This is a genomic window from Parabacteroides timonensis, from assembly GCF_900128505.1.
Taxonomy (GTDB): Bacteria; Bacteroidota; Bacteroidia; order Bacteroidales; family Tannerellaceae; genus Parabacteroides; species Parabacteroides timonensis.
In genome coordinates this window covers 1761965-1777702 of the sequence record NZ_LT669940.1, presented here as the reverse complement: position 1 = coordinate 1777702, position 15738 = coordinate 1761965, and the positions used below count along the sequence as shown (strand labels likewise).

General features: G+C 43.6%; 10 protein-coding genes. 3 read left to right on the top strand and 7 right to left on the bottom strand.

Annotation, left to right across the window (positions count from 1 at the left end):
- Positions 1–55 precede the first annotated feature (55 nt).
- The 3 genes from BQ7394_RS07580 to BQ7394_RS07570 form a co-directional block, all read right to left on the bottom strand.
- The gene (locus tag BQ7394_RS07580) at positions 56–1582 is read right to left on the bottom strand and encodes a TolB family protein (RefSeq protein ID WP_075556800.1); all 1527 of its coding nucleotides are present in this window, start codon (positions 1580–1582) and stop codon (positions 56–58) included.
- Positions 1582–3102 (bottom strand): DUF6057 family protein, encoded by a 1521-nt coding sequence (locus BQ7394_RS07575; RefSeq protein ID WP_235848687.1) that lies wholly within the window; start codon positions 3100–3102, stop codon positions 1582–1584. The genes BQ7394_RS07580 and BQ7394_RS07575 overlap by 1 nt, the downstream gene beginning before the upstream one ends.
- Before the next feature lie 147 nt (positions 3103–3249).
- On the bottom strand, positions 3250–3741 hold the full coding sequence (locus BQ7394_RS07570; RefSeq protein ID WP_075556798.1) for an SPOR domain-containing protein: 492 nt from the start codon (positions 3739–3741) through the stop codon (positions 3250–3252).
- An 85-nt stretch (positions 3742–3826) separates the two neighbouring features.
- Here BQ7394_RS07570 and BQ7394_RS07565 point away from each other — a divergent pair, with 85 nt between their 5' ends.
- Positions 3827–5935, top strand: coding sequence for a dipeptidyl-peptidase Dpp5 (locus BQ7394_RS07565; protein ID WP_207213402.1), 2109 nt, complete (start codon positions 3827–3829; stop codon positions 5933–5935).
- A 100-nt stretch (positions 5936–6035) separates the two neighbouring features.
- Here the strand turns inward: BQ7394_RS07565 and rluF are convergent, their stop codons facing one another.
- The 4 genes from rluF to BQ7394_RS07545 form a co-directional block, all read right to left on the bottom strand.
- Positions 6036–6953: a 23S rRNA pseudouridine(2604) synthase RluF gene (gene rluF, locus BQ7394_RS07560; RefSeq protein ID WP_075556796.1), complete on the bottom strand. Its 918-nt coding sequence runs from the start codon at positions 6951–6953 to the stop codon at positions 6036–6038.
- A complete protein-coding gene (locus BQ7394_RS07555) occupies positions 6937–8319 on the bottom strand; it encodes an MATE family efflux transporter (protein WP_075556795.1) in 1383 nt (460 codons plus the stop codon). The genes rluF and BQ7394_RS07555 overlap by 17 nt, the downstream gene beginning before the upstream one ends.
- A gap of 265 nt (positions 8320–8584) precedes the next feature.
- Positions 8585–9349 (bottom strand): peptidylprolyl isomerase, encoded by a 765-nt coding sequence (locus BQ7394_RS07550; RefSeq protein ID WP_075556794.1) that lies wholly within the window; start codon positions 9347–9349, stop codon positions 8585–8587.
- A gap of 18 nt (positions 9350–9367) precedes the next feature.
- Entirely contained in the window at positions 9368–10039 is a 672-nt protein-coding gene (locus BQ7394_RS07545; RefSeq protein WP_075556793.1) for a peptidylprolyl isomerase, read from the bottom strand.
- 126 nt (positions 10040–10165) lie between these two features.
- Here BQ7394_RS07545 and BQ7394_RS07540 point away from each other — a divergent pair, with 126 nt between their 5' ends.
- Positions 10166–11449 (top strand): DcaP family trimeric outer membrane transporter, encoded by a 1284-nt coding sequence (locus BQ7394_RS07540; protein WP_075556792.1) that lies wholly within the window; start codon positions 10166–10168, stop codon positions 11447–11449.
- Between the two features lie 108 nt (positions 11450–11557).
- Entirely contained in the window at positions 11558–15712 is a 4155-nt protein-coding gene (locus BQ7394_RS07535; protein ID WP_075556791.1) for a hybrid sensor histidine kinase/response regulator transcription factor, read from the top strand.
- The last annotated feature ends 26 nt before the right edge of the window (positions 15713–15738 follow it).

Sequence of the window (15738 nt, the reverse complement as noted above, 5' to 3'; positions counted from 1 at the left end):
AGGTTTTTAATTTAGGTTGGTAAGAAAGGTCCGGTATCCTCCGGGCCTTTTATATTTAATGGTAAGTGACGGATTCTGCCTGAACTTGGTATATTATTTTCTTAAAGGTGTCCGGCATTATATTAATCTTGTCTGTTGTCAGTTCCGGCACGTTATAACTTTTCAGTAAGGTCATATTTTGTTCCGGGCTTTGTTGAGGTAACAGAAATGCCTTGTGGGCTTGTCCCTCCTTATCGAAGTAAGTAATGTACAAACGAGTATAAGAGCCATCGTCCCTGCGCGAACTGAAAACGATCCATCGGCCGTTGCTGCTCCAGCTATGATAACTGTCGGCGTCTTTGCTGTTTGCTTCATCTAAAGGGTATATGGAATCGTTCTCTAAATTCTTTACATATAGATCAGCACTTTTATGCCAGATATGGAATTGTCCATAATTGCCTTGAGTGAAAAGCAGGAACCGTCCGTCCGGACTTATGCGGGGAACGGATGCACTTTGTCCGCGTGCAGAGCAATCCACTTCTATTACCGGTTCACCGAAACTACAGGAAGAGGAATCGAAGGGCAAGCTCATTATATTGTAATGTAAACGATCGTATTTACGTAGAAAATCAGCAATCGTTATCGCCCCGGAATCTGAACGTAAGGTATTCAGGTCGGCTACACAATAATAAATCCGGTTGCCGTCTGGTGACCAACAAGGAAATGTTTCCAGCAAACTGTCTGTTTTGAATATATTCCTGACTTTCTTTTGTTCAATATCATAAAATATAATATCCGAAGCCTGGTCTATCACTTCAACCTTCTCCCGGTTCATCGTATGGAAAGCCTGTCCGGTTTTATTAGAGGAGAACACGATCCAATCTCTATTCGGGTGCCAGGACGGATAGACAGCCCCACCGAGAATCGAATCATGACGGAAATCGACCTTCTCGATTTTTTCTCCACGTGCAATAATTGTTCCGCTATGATTCGTCCGGACATGAAAAAGCATGTTCCGTGTACTGTAATTCTGATAGTTGTGGCAGTTTACGCAATGATTCTCATGGAAATCGAACGTACGATTATTTTCGTAAATAGGCTGTTCCTCAAATGTTGTCAGGTTGCGTTGATATAATCCCAATTGGCGATAAAGCGAATATCCCGGTTCGATCAGACGATAAGAAATGTAAGGATCGATATTTTCGTCGGCGATCCCGATTGTATAGGATGGATAGCGTACCCATTCTTTCCCGGTATTTGCATAGATTGTCATTTTCAGTGGCTCTCCTGTATGCTTGCGAATAAAATCCAGCCAGTCTGGTTCTTTAAAACAGATTGAAGACGTTCCGGAAGAAGATACTTCCAACTGTGAATGTTTCCCGGCTAAAACCGCAACGAACTCTTTACCGGGAGAACGTACCAGAAAATTAAGCGGAGCTATATTAGGAGGAATGATGATATCTTTATAGTCTGGATAGATAGATACCGATTGCTGTGCATCTGTATAGGCAGCAGGTACTCCGGGTTTTGACGAACAGGCAGTAAACAGGCAAAGATGCAATGCCAACGTCAGATTCAGTATGTATATTATTTGTTTTTTCATTAGTTGACGCCTCCTTTCATTAATGATTGATATTTAGCCATCTCAGCTTCATTAATTATATTTTCGCAATAAAAGTAATAAGGATAGAAGTTACTATATTCCTTTCTTAACTCTTCAAAGTTATCCGGGTCGACAGAACCATTCCTGACGTAGCGGGTAACAAACTCTTTTACCCGGCTTGTCGTTTGCGGATTGATTTTGAAATATTTCAGAATATCAGCATTGCTGGTCAGGCTATATAAGACGATTGCCTGTTCAACCAGGGGAGGTAATTGTTTTCCTGCATAAGGGCGAGTCCGGTTGAAAGTTTCCGGTAATATTTTTGTGTATAAGCAAGCCGCCAATGATACTTCGAATGCCTGTAAATTCCGTGCGTTCGTTATCTGTACGTTATATCCTACAAAAACCGGTGAGCGGTATTCCTGCTCGAAGTGATCTTCCATAGGAACCAATTCCAATATTTTATTAAAATAAGGATGAGTCATGATCTTCTCAGGGTTAGCGACCAGAGGCATATATTTGTGTACAAACCCTCTTTCGGTGGGAACTTGCATCAGTAGATATAAATATTTGTTAGCCAGCACATATTCCTCATTCAGTAATGAACAAAAGAACAGTTGTTTCAATGTATAGCAATTCGGGCCGTCGATAACCATTCGTTCCATTGCCTGATGATAGGCCTGATAGAGCAGTCCGGTCGCGAAGCAACAATCGGCCAGATATAGGTCGGTTCCGTCATCCGGCTGGCCACCGCGATTAATTAATCCCGGATCCGGATACTGATAAGGGATCTCGAATAAACGGGTTAGTAGCTGGTTGGTCTGAAGGAGAGCAATGGCATGATAAGCGGCAACGCTACGGGTTGGATGCTTGGCTTTTTGTGTTATTTCGATCATACTATTCCAGTCTTGTTCTTGCATAAGACGCTGTGATGTAGCTGTTAAACGTTCATTTTCTTTGCCAGTCCAGCTATAAATATAGAGTGTGGCGAACAAGAGAACAGAGATTCCCCATGAGAAACGATTTGAAGGAGTTATTTTTTGTTTCTCTTTTTTGAAAAAGCATCTTTTTAAAATTGCGATAACTCCGGTACATAATAATAAGGCAATCGGCCATAGAAAGACAACCGAAGGTTCTTGTTGGTAATAAAGATTCGAGCCTTTCTGAACTAAATACCATATAACCAGAATGGAGGGTAGGAGGGAAAGCCATTCCCATTTCCCTTGTAAAGAGAAGATATATTTAAGCAGACCTACCGTAGCGGTCAGGATCAATGAGAGTAACATTCCACCCAGTATGGGTTCATGAAAGGATAACAGCAGGAAACGTCCTATACAAAGCGCTTCACCAAACGGTTGGTTCAGGATAAACTGCATAACCTGGCGGTCAAAAACAAATAAACTATGTTGTTCCGCCATATAAAACATATCTTTATATAATATGCCTGTGAAAAACCAGAATCCGAAGAAGGATAATAGCGGAAACAATGGGATGGTCGATTTCAAAAAAGTCTTTAACATCATACTAGCTTTAACGGTTAAATATACAAAAAAGAAAGACTAGAGGTCTTAATACATGAAAAGGGATTATCCGGTAACGAATATCCCTTTTCTGATTATTGATAATAAGTAATTTACTTATATATAAATCTTCTATTAATCATCCAATCAATACTGTCTTTCCAGCAACCATGCATCCTGGAAGTTAGGAGCATATTTAGATTTAATAGCGTCGCGGCTGTCGGCTGCATCGGCTTTATCATTGAAGCTGGCAACGATTACACGCAACATACCTTGTTCGTTTTCACCTAACACTGCATTGTAGCCATCATTCTGCATACGTTCTTTCAGGGCGTAAGCATTTGTTTTGTTTTTGAAGCTACCGATTACTACACTGTAACGTTTCAGACGGCTTGCATCTTCACCTTGTGCAGCATTAATTCTTTCCGCACGTGTTGTTGCAGTTGAAGTTCTGGGTTTGGAAACCGGAGCGACTTCCTCTACCACCTCTTCTTCTTGTTCTACTACCTCAACAGGAGCTGTAGATTCTTTTTCTTTGGCTTGTTCGTAAGCAGCCTTATAAGCACTCTGTTTAGGTTTACATGAGCCGAATGCTAATACCATACTTATAGCGGCTCCAAATAACCAAATCTTGTTCATACTGTTCAGTTCTTAAATTACTTGTGCAAAGATATAAATTATATTTACTAATTTCGCACACAGAATATAATATATTATAATGTACATGAATAAATCTATTGCAACAATGGTTATGGCAACATCCGTATTACTAGGTGCTTGTAACCAAGATGCTAAAAAAGCAGAGGACACAAGACCCGTTATCGGACGCTCGGAAATCAAGATTACCGACGGACGAATGACGCCTGAGGCTCTTTGGGCTATGGGCCGTATCGGAGGGATGAACGTATCTCCGGACGGACAAAAAGTCGTTTATACGGTTGCCTATTACAGTGTTCCGTTGAACACTAGTAACCGGGAAGTATTTGTAATGAACGCCGACGGATCTGACAACAAGCAGATCACTCACACTCCTTTCTCGGAAAATGAAGCAACCTGGATTAAAGGAGGAACAAAGATCGCTTTCCTTTCGGGTGAAAGCGGTAGCAGCCAACTCTGGGAAATGAATCCGGACGGAACCGGTCGTAAGCAACTGTCCGACTATGATGGCGATATCGAAGGATTTGCTTTCTCGCCGGACGAAAAGAAAGTTCTTTTTATTTCGCAAGTAAAGACTGTTCCGAGTACTGCCGACAAGTACCCGGATCTGGATAAGGCAACAGGTATAATTGTTACAGACCTGATGTATAAGCATTGGGATGAATGGGTGACAACCGCTCCGCATCCTTTCGTTGCCGACTTCGATGGAAGCAAAATAAGTAATCCTGTCGATGTGATGGAAGGTGAACTGTTCGAATCTCCGTTGAAGCCTTTTGGCGGTATCGAACAACTGGCATGGAATACAACTTCTGACAAAGTCGCTTATACAAGCCGTAAGAAAACAGGAAAAGAATACAGTCTTTCTACTAACTCGGATATTTATGTGTATGATCTGAATACGAAGCAGACGGTAAATATCAGTGAAGGTATGATGGGATATGATACTAATCCGCAATACTCTCCTGACGGTAAAAGTATTGCCTGGTTGAGTATGGAACATGACGGTTATGAATCTGATCAGAACCGTTTGATGGTAATGAATCTTGAAACGGGTGAGAAGACTTTCGTAAGTAAAGACTTCGATTCCAGTGTCGATGGGTTCTGCTGGAGCAAAGATGCTCAGAAGTTGTATTTTACAGGCGTATGGCATGGTGAGAGCCAGGTATACCAAATAGACCTGACAACCGGTAATACACTCACTCCGTTGACAAGTGGAATGTATGATTACGAGGGTGTGACTTTGTGTGGCGATAACAAATTGCTGGCAAAACGTCATTCTATGAGTATGGGTGATGAAATCTATGCTATCGATCTGGCAGGCGATCATGCTGTTGCTCAGTTGACCACTGAAAACCAGTATATTTACGATCAGCTCACAATGGGTAAGGTGGAAGAACGTTGGATGAAAACTACCGATGGCAAGGAAATGCTTACCTGGGTGATCTATCCTGTCAATTTCGACCCGAATAAAAAATATCCTACTTTATTGTTCTGCCAGGGTGGTCCTCAGAGTCCGGTTAGCCAGTTCTGGTCTTACCGTTGGAACTTCCAGATTATGGCTGCCAACGATTATATAATCGTAGCTCCCAACCGTCGTGGTTTGCCTGGCTTCGGAAAAGAGTGGAATGAAGCTATCAGTGGCGATTACGGTGGTCAGTGTATGAAAGATTATTTCACAGCAATTGACGAGATGGCAAAAGAACCCTATGTAGATAAAGATCGTCTGGGATGTGTGGGTGCCAGTTTCGGCGGCTTCTCCGTTTACTGGTTGGCCGGTCATCATGATAAACGCTTCAAAGCTTTTATTGCTCATGACGGTATCTTCAATATGGAAATGCAATATCTGGAAACAGAAGAAATGTGGTTCGCCAACTGGGATATGGGTGGTGCTTACTGGGAAAAGAACAATCCGGTAGCTCAACGTACATTTGCTAACTCTCCGCACCTGTTTGTAGACAAATGGGATACTCCCATCCTGTGTATTCACGGGGAAAAGGATTACCGTATCCTTGCCGGTCAGGGAATGGCTGCTTTCAATGCTGCCGTACTTCGCGGTGTTCCTGCCGAACTGTTGATCTACCCGGATGAAAATCATTGGGTTTTGAAACCGCAGAACGGAGTATTGTGGCAACGTACTTTCTTCGAATGGCTGGATCAGTGGTTGAAGAAGAATTAATAAAACAGCGCGTATGGCGTGGGTGAATGGTTATTAAAAAGGTGAATGGTTTGCATAACCATTCACCTTTTTTTCTCTCTATTGAATAACTCTCACATGCTTACCTGGAGCGTCTTTGCGTCTTGCTCTTAGGGTTGTAAGACGTTTTTCTGCCGGCTGCCGGCTTAGCCGATTTGAAGTTGCTACCCGATGCTGACCGTTCTTTTTTAGCGGGGGAAGACTTGGCCTGTTGACTTTTGGCAACCGTACTGTTTTTAGGAGCAGTACTGCTTTTCCCGGCAGGTTTACCTTTCTTAGCTGAGGCCTCTTCTGTTTTCACTGAGTTGGCAATCTTCTTGTACAATGTTTCGGACTCTTCGGGATTGAGGTTGCGATATTGCCCGATTTTCAGGTTGTCCAGGTAGATGTGCATGATACGGGTGCGTTGCAGTTTCGTGACATTATAGCCTAAATACTCGCACATACGGCGAATCTGCCGGTTGAGTCCCTGGCGTAAAACGATATTAAACGAGTTTATTCCCTTCTGGGTAATCTCGCATTTACGGGTGACGACTCCTAAAATGGGAATGCCTCCCTGCATACGCTTGATAAAATCAGCCGTAACCGGTTTATCTACCGTTACGAAATATTCTTTATCATGATTGTTGTTGACGCGGAGTATCTTGTTGACTATATCCCCTTCATTGGTAAGCAATAACAACCCCTGAGAATCTTTGTCCAGGCGACCGATGGGGAAGATGCGTTCGGAATGCCCGATAGCATTTATTACGTTGTCGCGTTCAGCCGGATCGGTTGTGCTGACAATGCCTACCGGTTTGTTGTAAACGATGATAATAGATTCAGCTTTACCGCTGATGATCTCGCCGAATACTCTCACCACTTGTCCGGGAGAGACCTGAGCTCCCATTTCTACCCTTTTCCCGTCAAGGGTAACGGCACCTTGCTCGATATATTTGTCGGCTTCTCGTCGCGAACAGAATCCGCTTTCGCTAATGTATTTATTAATTCGTATTTGCATTGTGAAAACTGGAATCTGATTTAGTGAAGGCGCAAAGATAATATAATTTATCGAATCTCCTCCAAAGCAATATACCTAACGTTGTCAGGCTGATCGGAAAACCACACCAGATACCGATCGCTCCCCAATCGAAAACAAATCCGCAGACATACCCGATCGGCAGTGCCAACCCGAAGTGGCAGATAAAAGCGCAGTAAGCCATATATTTCACATCGGATATGCCGCGCAAGGCGTTGGCAAACAAAATTTGCAGTCCGTCGCCGAACTGATAAAGAACGACCGACCACGACAGCAACGCCACCATCGCCACCACATCATGCTCCGGCGTAAACAAATACCCCATATTCTTATGGAATAACATGATAAATGAAACGAACAGAACGGCAACCCCCATAATCAGATGCAGCCCGGCAAAGGAAGCCTGACGGATATTCAGCCAATCGCTATACCCTTTAAATACGCTGACCCGTATCGTAACAGCTGCCGCTATTCCATAGTAAACCATAAATCCCAGCGTGGTGATAACCCCCAATACCTGATGCGCTGCCAACGCCGTACTTCCTATCCAGCCCATCATAATAACACTTAGGCTGAACGACCCTGTTTCAACTCCCATCAACAACCCGACCGGAAAGCCTAAACGTATCAGCTTAGAGAGATTCAGCCGGTTGACAAGACCCTCTTTGAAACCTTTCAGATATTCTTTGTATTTTTCCCTCTGGGTAAATAAAATAAAGAAAACAACAAAAGTCAGGATGCGGCTGACGAGCGTAGAAATACCGGCCCCTGTCAGCCCCAGTTCGGGTACACCGCATTTACCATAAATAAGGAAATAATTACCGATGATATTCAGCACATTCGCCCCCAGCATGATCCACATCGGCGTAACCGTATCGGTCGTACCGTCGCTGAACTGCTTGAAAGAATTGAACAGCATGGCGAATATTACTGAGAATAGTTGCAGGATATAATAAGGAACGATATACGGCATCAACTCTTCCGGCTGTTTCAGTATATCGATATTCAGTAAGAGAAGAAGCATCAGACAACTCAACAGGACACCGACGATGAAGTTAATAAAAAGGCTGTTCTTCAGTGTCTCGCCGGCTTGGTGATATTCCTTGTTGGCATGAAGTCCGCCGATAATAGGAGTGAGACCGTATGAGAAACCCATCCCGAAGATAAAAGCCAGATTGAAGAAATTATTGACGAATGAGGCGGCAGCCAGTTCGTTGGTGCTGTGATGTCCCACCATGATGTTGTCGGCAAACCCGACAATGATAATGCCCAACTGTCCCAACATGATCGGAACACCCAGGCGTATCGTTTCTTTATAATGTTCTTTGTAAGCAGAGAGTTGTATCATGTAATTCTGTCGAATATTAGTCTGTTTAATGTCGGATTAGTGAATTGGCGAAAATAGGTTATGCGGCTAAGACATAATTGATTACAGTTTCCTCGTAGTTTCTTGCTTTGGGAACTAGAGTTCCCTGCGCAGGAAACTCTAGTTCCCTCGGCAGGAAATTGTAGTTTCCTCCTAAGGAAACGCCGGTTTCTTCAGCAGGAAACTGTAATATCCTCCCAAGGAAACCGGCGTGTTACTATATGCTACGGATTGGAATACCGCTTACTTATATTATTTCCACTGATTCGATAACCACATTTTCCAACGGACGGTCCTGTCGGTTGGTCTTGACATCTTGGATGGCATCCACAATGTCCAATCCTTCTACCACTTCGCCATAAACCGTATATTCATTATCCAGGAAAGGAACACCTCCGATTGTTTTGTAAGCCTCACGCTGTTCGGGAGTCAGCTTGGCTTCATCCTTACGCTTTTCGGCTTCGAGTTCGGTCTTGCCGATCAGCGTATCGCGGATAACAGCCAGTTCGGCTTTGTCGCCACTTTGGTAAGCCGCTTTGATCTTGGCACTGTTTTCTTTTTGCAAGCGTGCAAAGATCGCTTGTTTCAGACGACCTTCTTTTTGTTTCTCCATCTGGTCCAGTTCGGCGTCTTTGTAAACCTTTCCGGTGACGATATAGAACTGGGAAGCAGAAGATTCTTTCTCCGGATTAACCTCGTCACTGGTACGGGCGGCAGAGAGAGCCCCTTTTTTATGGAAATATTTCGGATAAACAAATTCGGCCGGTACGGTATATCCCAGGTCGCCGGCACCTAGCTGTTTATTCATAGGAGCATCTTTTGAGGTTACATCACCACCTTGCACCATGAAGTCCTTGATCACACGGTGGAAAAGCAGGCCGTTGTAAGTTCCGTCCTCTACCAGTTTGATAAAGTTATCGCGATGTTTCGGTGTTTCGTTGTATAGTTTCAGTTTGATGTTACCCAGGCTGGTTTTCATCAGCACCTGTGTCTCTTTTGCTTGCGTTTCCATTCTTATTTTGTTTAATGATTATTTATCGACAATAGTCATTGTCTTGATCTTTATATTCTTTAACGGCCTGTCGTCCTCATTTGTTTCGACAAACTGGATTTTATCTACAACTTTCATTCCTTTAACAACTTCACCGAAGACGGTATATTTGTTATCCAGATGGGGAGCCCCGCCTTCAAGCATATAGGCCTGGCGTTCTTCGGGGGTAAAGGTTTTATTGTCGCTTTTCTCCATCTTATCCAGTTCCATTTCAGTGTAGAACTTTCCGGTTACAATATAGAACTGTGTGCCTGATGAGGCGCGTTCCGGATTTTCGTCGTCGCTGGTACGGGCTGCACATAGCATGCCGCGTTTGTGGAAATATTTCGGATAAACGATCTCTGCCGGAATCGTATAACCCGGATCGCCGTCGCCTAGATGTTGTTCGATAGGTGCATCTTTCGAATTGATGTCGCCGCCTTGTATCATAAACTGTTTGATCACACGGTGGAACAGTAGACCGTCGTAACGTTTTTCTTTTACATTTTTGATAAAATTATCCCGGTGTTGGGGGGTGTCGTTGAACAACTTCACCTTAATCTTTCCCATGTCGGTATCGATCTGAACAAGTGTCTCAACATCCTGCGCTTGCGAATGAACGGATGTCAATAATCCGGCAACTAATAAACATATAGCAAACAGCTTTTTCATCTTCGTTTTATTTTGTTATTAAGGCAACAAAAATAGTTACTTTTAGTCGTTAACGCAACCTTTTAACACAACCTTTTCAACCAACGCTTGTTCCTTACTGGTAAAACGTCTAAACAAAACACATTTATGAAAGCATTTGTTAAAGGAGCAGTCCTTTTGCTCGGGTTAGGAATTTTCTCCTCCCATGCGCAGGCTCAGAAAGTGATCATTAAGGATGAGGAGCCTAATTCCATCATGTTTATATCCCGCGACAAGGCGGGGGATGAAATTATCCGGATACTGAACGAAACACAGAGTCCGCGTTTCCATGAACCGGGTATCCCTCGTTTCCTGCTGACCGATCGTAAGGGGCGATTCGCTTTAGGTATCGGCGGATATGTAAAAGCAACAGCCGAGTATGACTTTGGCGGTATTTCCAAGGATATTGATTTCTATCCGGCGCTGATTCCCAACAAAGGCGCTTCACATGTTAGAAACCAGTTTCAGATGGATGCAACGACCAGTACGGTCTTCCTGAAATTGGTAGGACATACCAAGCATCTGGGAGACTTTGTGGTTTATACTGCCGGAAACTTCCGTGGTGACGGTAAAGGGTTTGAGTTGAGAAATGCGTATGCTTCTTTATTGGGCTTCACACTCGGGTATGACTACGGTTCATTTATGGATCTGGCTGCTATTCCACCGACGATCGATTTCGCCGGACCGAACGGGATGGCTATCTATCACGCTACCCAGTTCCGTTACGAACGTGCCTTCGGAAAAGGATGGAAAGCCGGTATCGGTGTGGAAATGCCGGTAGTAGACGGAATTACCAATGATAATTTAAGTATCGGTTCCCAGCGTATGCCTAACTTCCCGGCTTATCTGCAATACGGATGGAACTCAAAAAGCCATTTGCGTGCAGCCGCTATCGTAAGAAGTATGACGTATGATAACCTGGTGGCCAATAAAGCCGAATCGGAAACCGGCTGGGGTGTTTTACTTTCTACGACCTTCAATCTTTGTAGTAAAGTACAGGTGTACGGACAAGGTGTCTACGGTAAAGGTATCAGCCAGTACATGAACGATTTGAGTAACCTGAACGTGGATATTGTTCCCGATCCGGCCAAAGCCGGCCGTATGCAGGTACTTCCGATGATGGGATGGTATGCCGGTTTGCAGTATAATATCACACCGAAAGTATTTGTTTCAAGTACTTACAGCCAATCCCGTTTGTACAGTGACAACGATTACCCTGCAACTCCGTCGGAACAATATCGTTATGGTCAGTATCTGGTGGCTAACCTGTTCTGGAATATAACTCCCGATCTGCAGGTAGGAGCCGAATACCTGAGAGGATGGCGCACGGATTTCAACGATCAGACACGTCATGCCAACCGGATGAACCTGGCGGTTCAGTATAGCTTCTAAAGAAGATCTGTCTGTTGATAATACAATAAGGAAGAAGCATCATTGCGGAAGAAGGCGATGATGCTTCTTTTTTTATTACTTTTGCATAAATAATTTAAGAAGACACACATGAAAAACACATCACGTTTTTGCCTGTTTAACCTGTTGTTGATGTCGTTGCTATTATGGGGTACACAAGACCGTTTGCTGGCTGATAATGTTTCTGTTAAGAACCTTCATTTTGATAGAATATCCTCGTTTGAGGATTTACCTTCGGAAGAGATCACACAAATCATACAGGATCAGAAGGGGTATATCTGGATTGCAACGAATTCAGGATTGTGCCGTTACGACGGATACCGTATCCGTACTTATAAGGATAATCTGTTTACTCCGGGCATATTGGCAGACAATCAGGTCAAATCAATTGCAGAGGATCATAGTCATAATCTTTGGATCGGGACCAATAATGGCTTGAATGTATTAGATATGACAACCGGACAAATCCATAAAATAGAGGATAGCCGGTTGCAGAATAAAGTGGTTTCCGTTTTACATGTATCGAAAGATAATAATGTCTGGATTGGTATGGATGACGGATTGTACAGGTATATCCCTGAAAGAGGCTCATTTATCGTATACGATAAATCAACAAGCGGCAACCCGCTTGTTGGAGTTAAATCCATATTGGAAGATAGTAGAGGACGACTTTGGATCGGAACATGGGCCGTCGGGCTTTTACGCTACGAGACGGATAAGGATGCTTTTATCAGCTATCCTCGGATGGACGACCGGAATTCTGTCCATGTCTTATTCGAAGACAGTTATCAGACTTTATGGGTCGGGACGTGGGACAGAGGCCTATACCGACTGAATAATCCGGAAACGCCGGAGACGGTAACCTGGAAACAGTATCTCAACCGGCCGGATAATAAGCAAAGTCTATCCGATAATATTATTTACTGTATAGAAGAAGAAACCGGAAGCAATACGCTTTGGATCGGAACCCGCAGCGGCCTGAGTATTCTGGATCTGGAGTCTAAAGAAGACACATTTGTGAATTATTTACCGGAAAGTCAATCCTATAAATTGCCGTATAATGAGTTGGATGCCATTATTCGTGACCGTTCCGGAATTATGTGGCTCGGCATGATGGGAGGTGGAGTTTATTCCATTAATATGCGGCATTCTCCTTTTCAGAAGAATAATCTGGAATCCGTCAGGCATAGGCTGTTCAGTAATTCTGTGCGCAGCTTGTTTATGGATAGTGAGCAAACTCTCTGGATGGGAGTTGGCAGTTACGGCTTGGTCATCCAGGAGAAAGATGCCGGGCAGCCGGTTTTTTACATCGATCATCCCGATTTCAGGCAGCCTACTCCTTATTTATATACGATCAACCACATAATAGAGCGTCCGGATGAACGGGAAATATGGTTTGGAACATGGGGGAGTGGCATCACTATCTATGATAAGGATGCCTCTGGAAACAAGATACGGCATTTGAATGAAGGAAATACTCCCTGGTTGCCGGATGGTTTTGTTTTCAATATGCTGGAAGACAGGTATAAGAATGTATGGATAGGTTGCCGTAGCGGACTTGCCGTTTATCGGTCTGACGGTACCGGGATTTCATTGAGTGATTACCGGACGGAACCTGATGGTACTCCGGTTAGACATTGTTATTATGCTATTGAAGAGACAAAGGACGGAAATATCTGGCTGGGAAGTAATCATGGCATTATCCGTGTTTCCGGAGATGTCTCCCGGCCGGATCAGTTACGGTTCTATTTGTATAATATGGCAAACGGCAAACTTATTTACGAATGGCTCCAATGCTTATATGAAGATTCACGAGGAAATTTATGGGCTGGCTCTGATGGTGGCGGTTTGAATTTATATGATAAAGACAGCGATTCTTTTATCTCGGTAAACAGACGGTATAACTTACAGACAGATGTGATAAACAATATCCAGGAAGACGAAAGCGGAAATCTTTGGTTGGGAACCGGTTCCGGCCTTATTCGTCTGACTGTTTCACCGGATGCTTCAACGGCTTCGTCGCGAACCTATACCACTACGGATGGGCTGCCTGATAACTCGTTTATCCGGGATGCTGTGGCTAAGGCTAAAGATGGACGGTTATATTTCGGGGGGCACAACGGTTATGCCAGCTTTTATCCTCAGAGAGTAAAGGAGGATGAGGTGGTTCCACCTGTCGCTATCACCAATATCTCTATCTTTAATACGCCGTTGGATGAATTCTCACCGGAAGTCAGAAAGGAAATAACTTCCAACTCTTCCGATTTTGCTGATGAGCTGGTTCTCGATTATAACCGGAATCATTTCAGTATAGAGTTTTCTTCTTTGAGTTATGCCAATCCTTCTAAAAATAAGTATGCTTATAAACTGGTAGGGTATGATACTGACTGGCAATATACGGGTGCATCCAGCCGTGTTGCCAACTATAATAACCTGAAGAGCGGTCTTTATACGTTCCATCTGAAAGGTTCGAATGAGAATGGACTGTGGAATGAGCAGGAGCGGGTATTACAGATTCGTATATTACCTCCGCCTTGGAAGACGACTTGGGCCTATACATTATATATATTGTTACTATCGTCGATCGTGTTTGTCACTTATCGTATTCTGAAACAACGTATTCGTGAGAAACAGGCGCAGGAGTTACAGAAGATGGAACTGGTTAAGACCAAGGAGATCAATCATGCAAAGTTACAGTTCTTTACCAATATCACTCATGAATTCCTGACACCTCTTACTATTCTGTCGGCTTCGCTGGATGAAATGAAGATGCAGGCGCCCCAACTGGATGATTTTTATAAGGTAATGTCTGATAATATAAATCGTCTGATACGCTTGTTGCAACAAATATTGGAATTCAGGAAGGCTGAGACAGGCAATCTGAAGCTGAAAGTATCCGAGGCCGACTTGGCTGCTTTTGTCCGTAAGGAAGTGGAAGCTTTCCGTCCCTTGATGAAGAAAAAAAGAATGTTGTTTCGTTTTTCTTGTCAACCGGATATGATTATCGGGTATTTTGATCCGGACAAACTGGATAAGATATTGTACAACCTGCTTTCCAATGCTTCGAAGTACAATCAGGAAGGAGGCACCGTAGATGTTCGCTTATCTCTTGATGAAGAGGAAAATATTGTAACCCTTTCCGTACAGGATAACGGTCAGGGGATTTCCAAAGAAGGTATGAAGAACCTTTTCAAGCGTTTCTATGAAGGTGATTACAGGCGTTTTAATACGATAGGTACCGGTATCGGTCTTTCGCTGGTAAAAGACCTGGTTGCTTTACATAAAGGAACTATCCGTGTGGAAAGTGAAGAAGGGCAGGGAGCAACCTTTATTGTCATTTTGCCGGTATCCCGTTCGGCATATAAGGATGAACAAATTGATGAAGCGATTGCACCTGCTGACAGTCAAATGTTACTGCCGGATAATGATAATATCGAAGAGGTATCGAAAGAGAAAAGCGGGTATTCTTTATTATTGGTGGAAGATAATGAGGATCTTCTGGCCCTGATGGTTAAACTTTTGGGTCGCGAATACCCTGTATATACGGCACATAATGGAAAGGAGGCTATTCAGGTGATCGAGTCGAATGATATCGACCTGATCGTCTCCGATGTAATGATGCCGGAGATGAATGGAGTAGAACTGTGTCGTTATGTGAAGGGAAATTTGGATATTTGCCATATCCCGATCATCCTGCTTACTGCCAAAAATAAAGAAGAAGACCGTATTGAAGCCTATGAGTCCGGTGCCGACGGTTTCCTAAGCAAACCTTTTAACCTCTCGTTGCTCCATGCTCGTATAAGGAACCTGCTGAGGGGGAAGGAACGTACAGCCCGTGACTTTAAGAAGCAGCTTGTCTTTGAAGCTCAGGAATTGAATTACACCAGTTTGGATGAAGATTTCCTACAGCGGGCAATCAATTGTGTACAGAAGCATCTGGATAACCCGGAATTCGACCAGCAGCAATTCATGGAAGAAATGGCTACCAGTAAGTCTACTCTTTACAAGAAACTTAAATCGCTTACCGGGCTGAATACTTCTGCATTTATCCGTAATATCCGTTTGAAAGCAGCTTGTCAGATTATCGAAGAGAAGAAGCGGGTACGCATTTCCGAACTGGCATACGCTGTCGGATTTAACGATCCGAAATACTTTAGCGCCTGTTTCCGGAAGGAGTTCGGTATGCTTCCCTCCGAGTATATGGAACGTTATCATCCGGAGGTTGCCGGAGAGGACGAATTATAGATTAAAGATGTCTGTAAATAGGTATT

Bases quoted from the DNA above. Each gene is read 5' to 3' on its own strand.
- BQ7394_RS07580 (WP_075556800.1), bottom strand. From the start codon at position 1,582: ATGAAAAAACAAATAATATACATACTGAATCTGACGTTGGCATTGCAT.
- BQ7394_RS07535 (WP_075556791.1), top strand. From the start codon at position 11,558: ATGAAAAACACATCACGTTTTTGCCTGTTTAACCTGTTGTTGATGTCG.
- BQ7394_RS07555 (WP_075556795.1), bottom strand. From the start codon at position 8,319: ATGATACAACTCTCTGCTTACAAAGAACATTATAAAGAAACGATACGC.
- BQ7394_RS07540 (WP_075556792.1), top strand. From the start codon at position 10,166: ATGAAAGCATTTGTTAAAGGAGCAGTCCTTTTGCTCGGGTTAGGAATT.
- BQ7394_RS07550 (WP_075556794.1), bottom strand. From the start codon at position 9,349: ATGGAAACGCAAGCAAAAGAGACACAGGTGCTGATGAAAACCAGCCTG.
- rluF (WP_075556796.1), bottom strand. From the start codon at position 6,953: ATGCAAATACGAATTAATAAATACATTAGCGAAAGCGGATTCTGTTCG.
- BQ7394_RS07545 (WP_075556793.1), bottom strand. From the start codon at position 10,039: ATGAAAAAGCTGTTTGCTATATGTTTATTAGTTGCCGGATTATTGACA.
- BQ7394_RS07565 (WP_207213402.1), top strand. From the start codon at position 3,827: ATGAATAAATCTATTGCAACAATGGTTATGGCAACATCCGTATTACTA.
- BQ7394_RS07570 (WP_075556798.1), bottom strand. From the start codon at position 3,741: ATGAACAAGATTTGGTTATTTGGAGCCGCTATAAGTATGGTATTAGCA.
- BQ7394_RS07575 (WP_235848687.1), bottom strand. From the start codon at position 3,102: ATGTTAAAGACTTTTTTGAAATCGACCATCCCATTGTTTCCGCTATTA.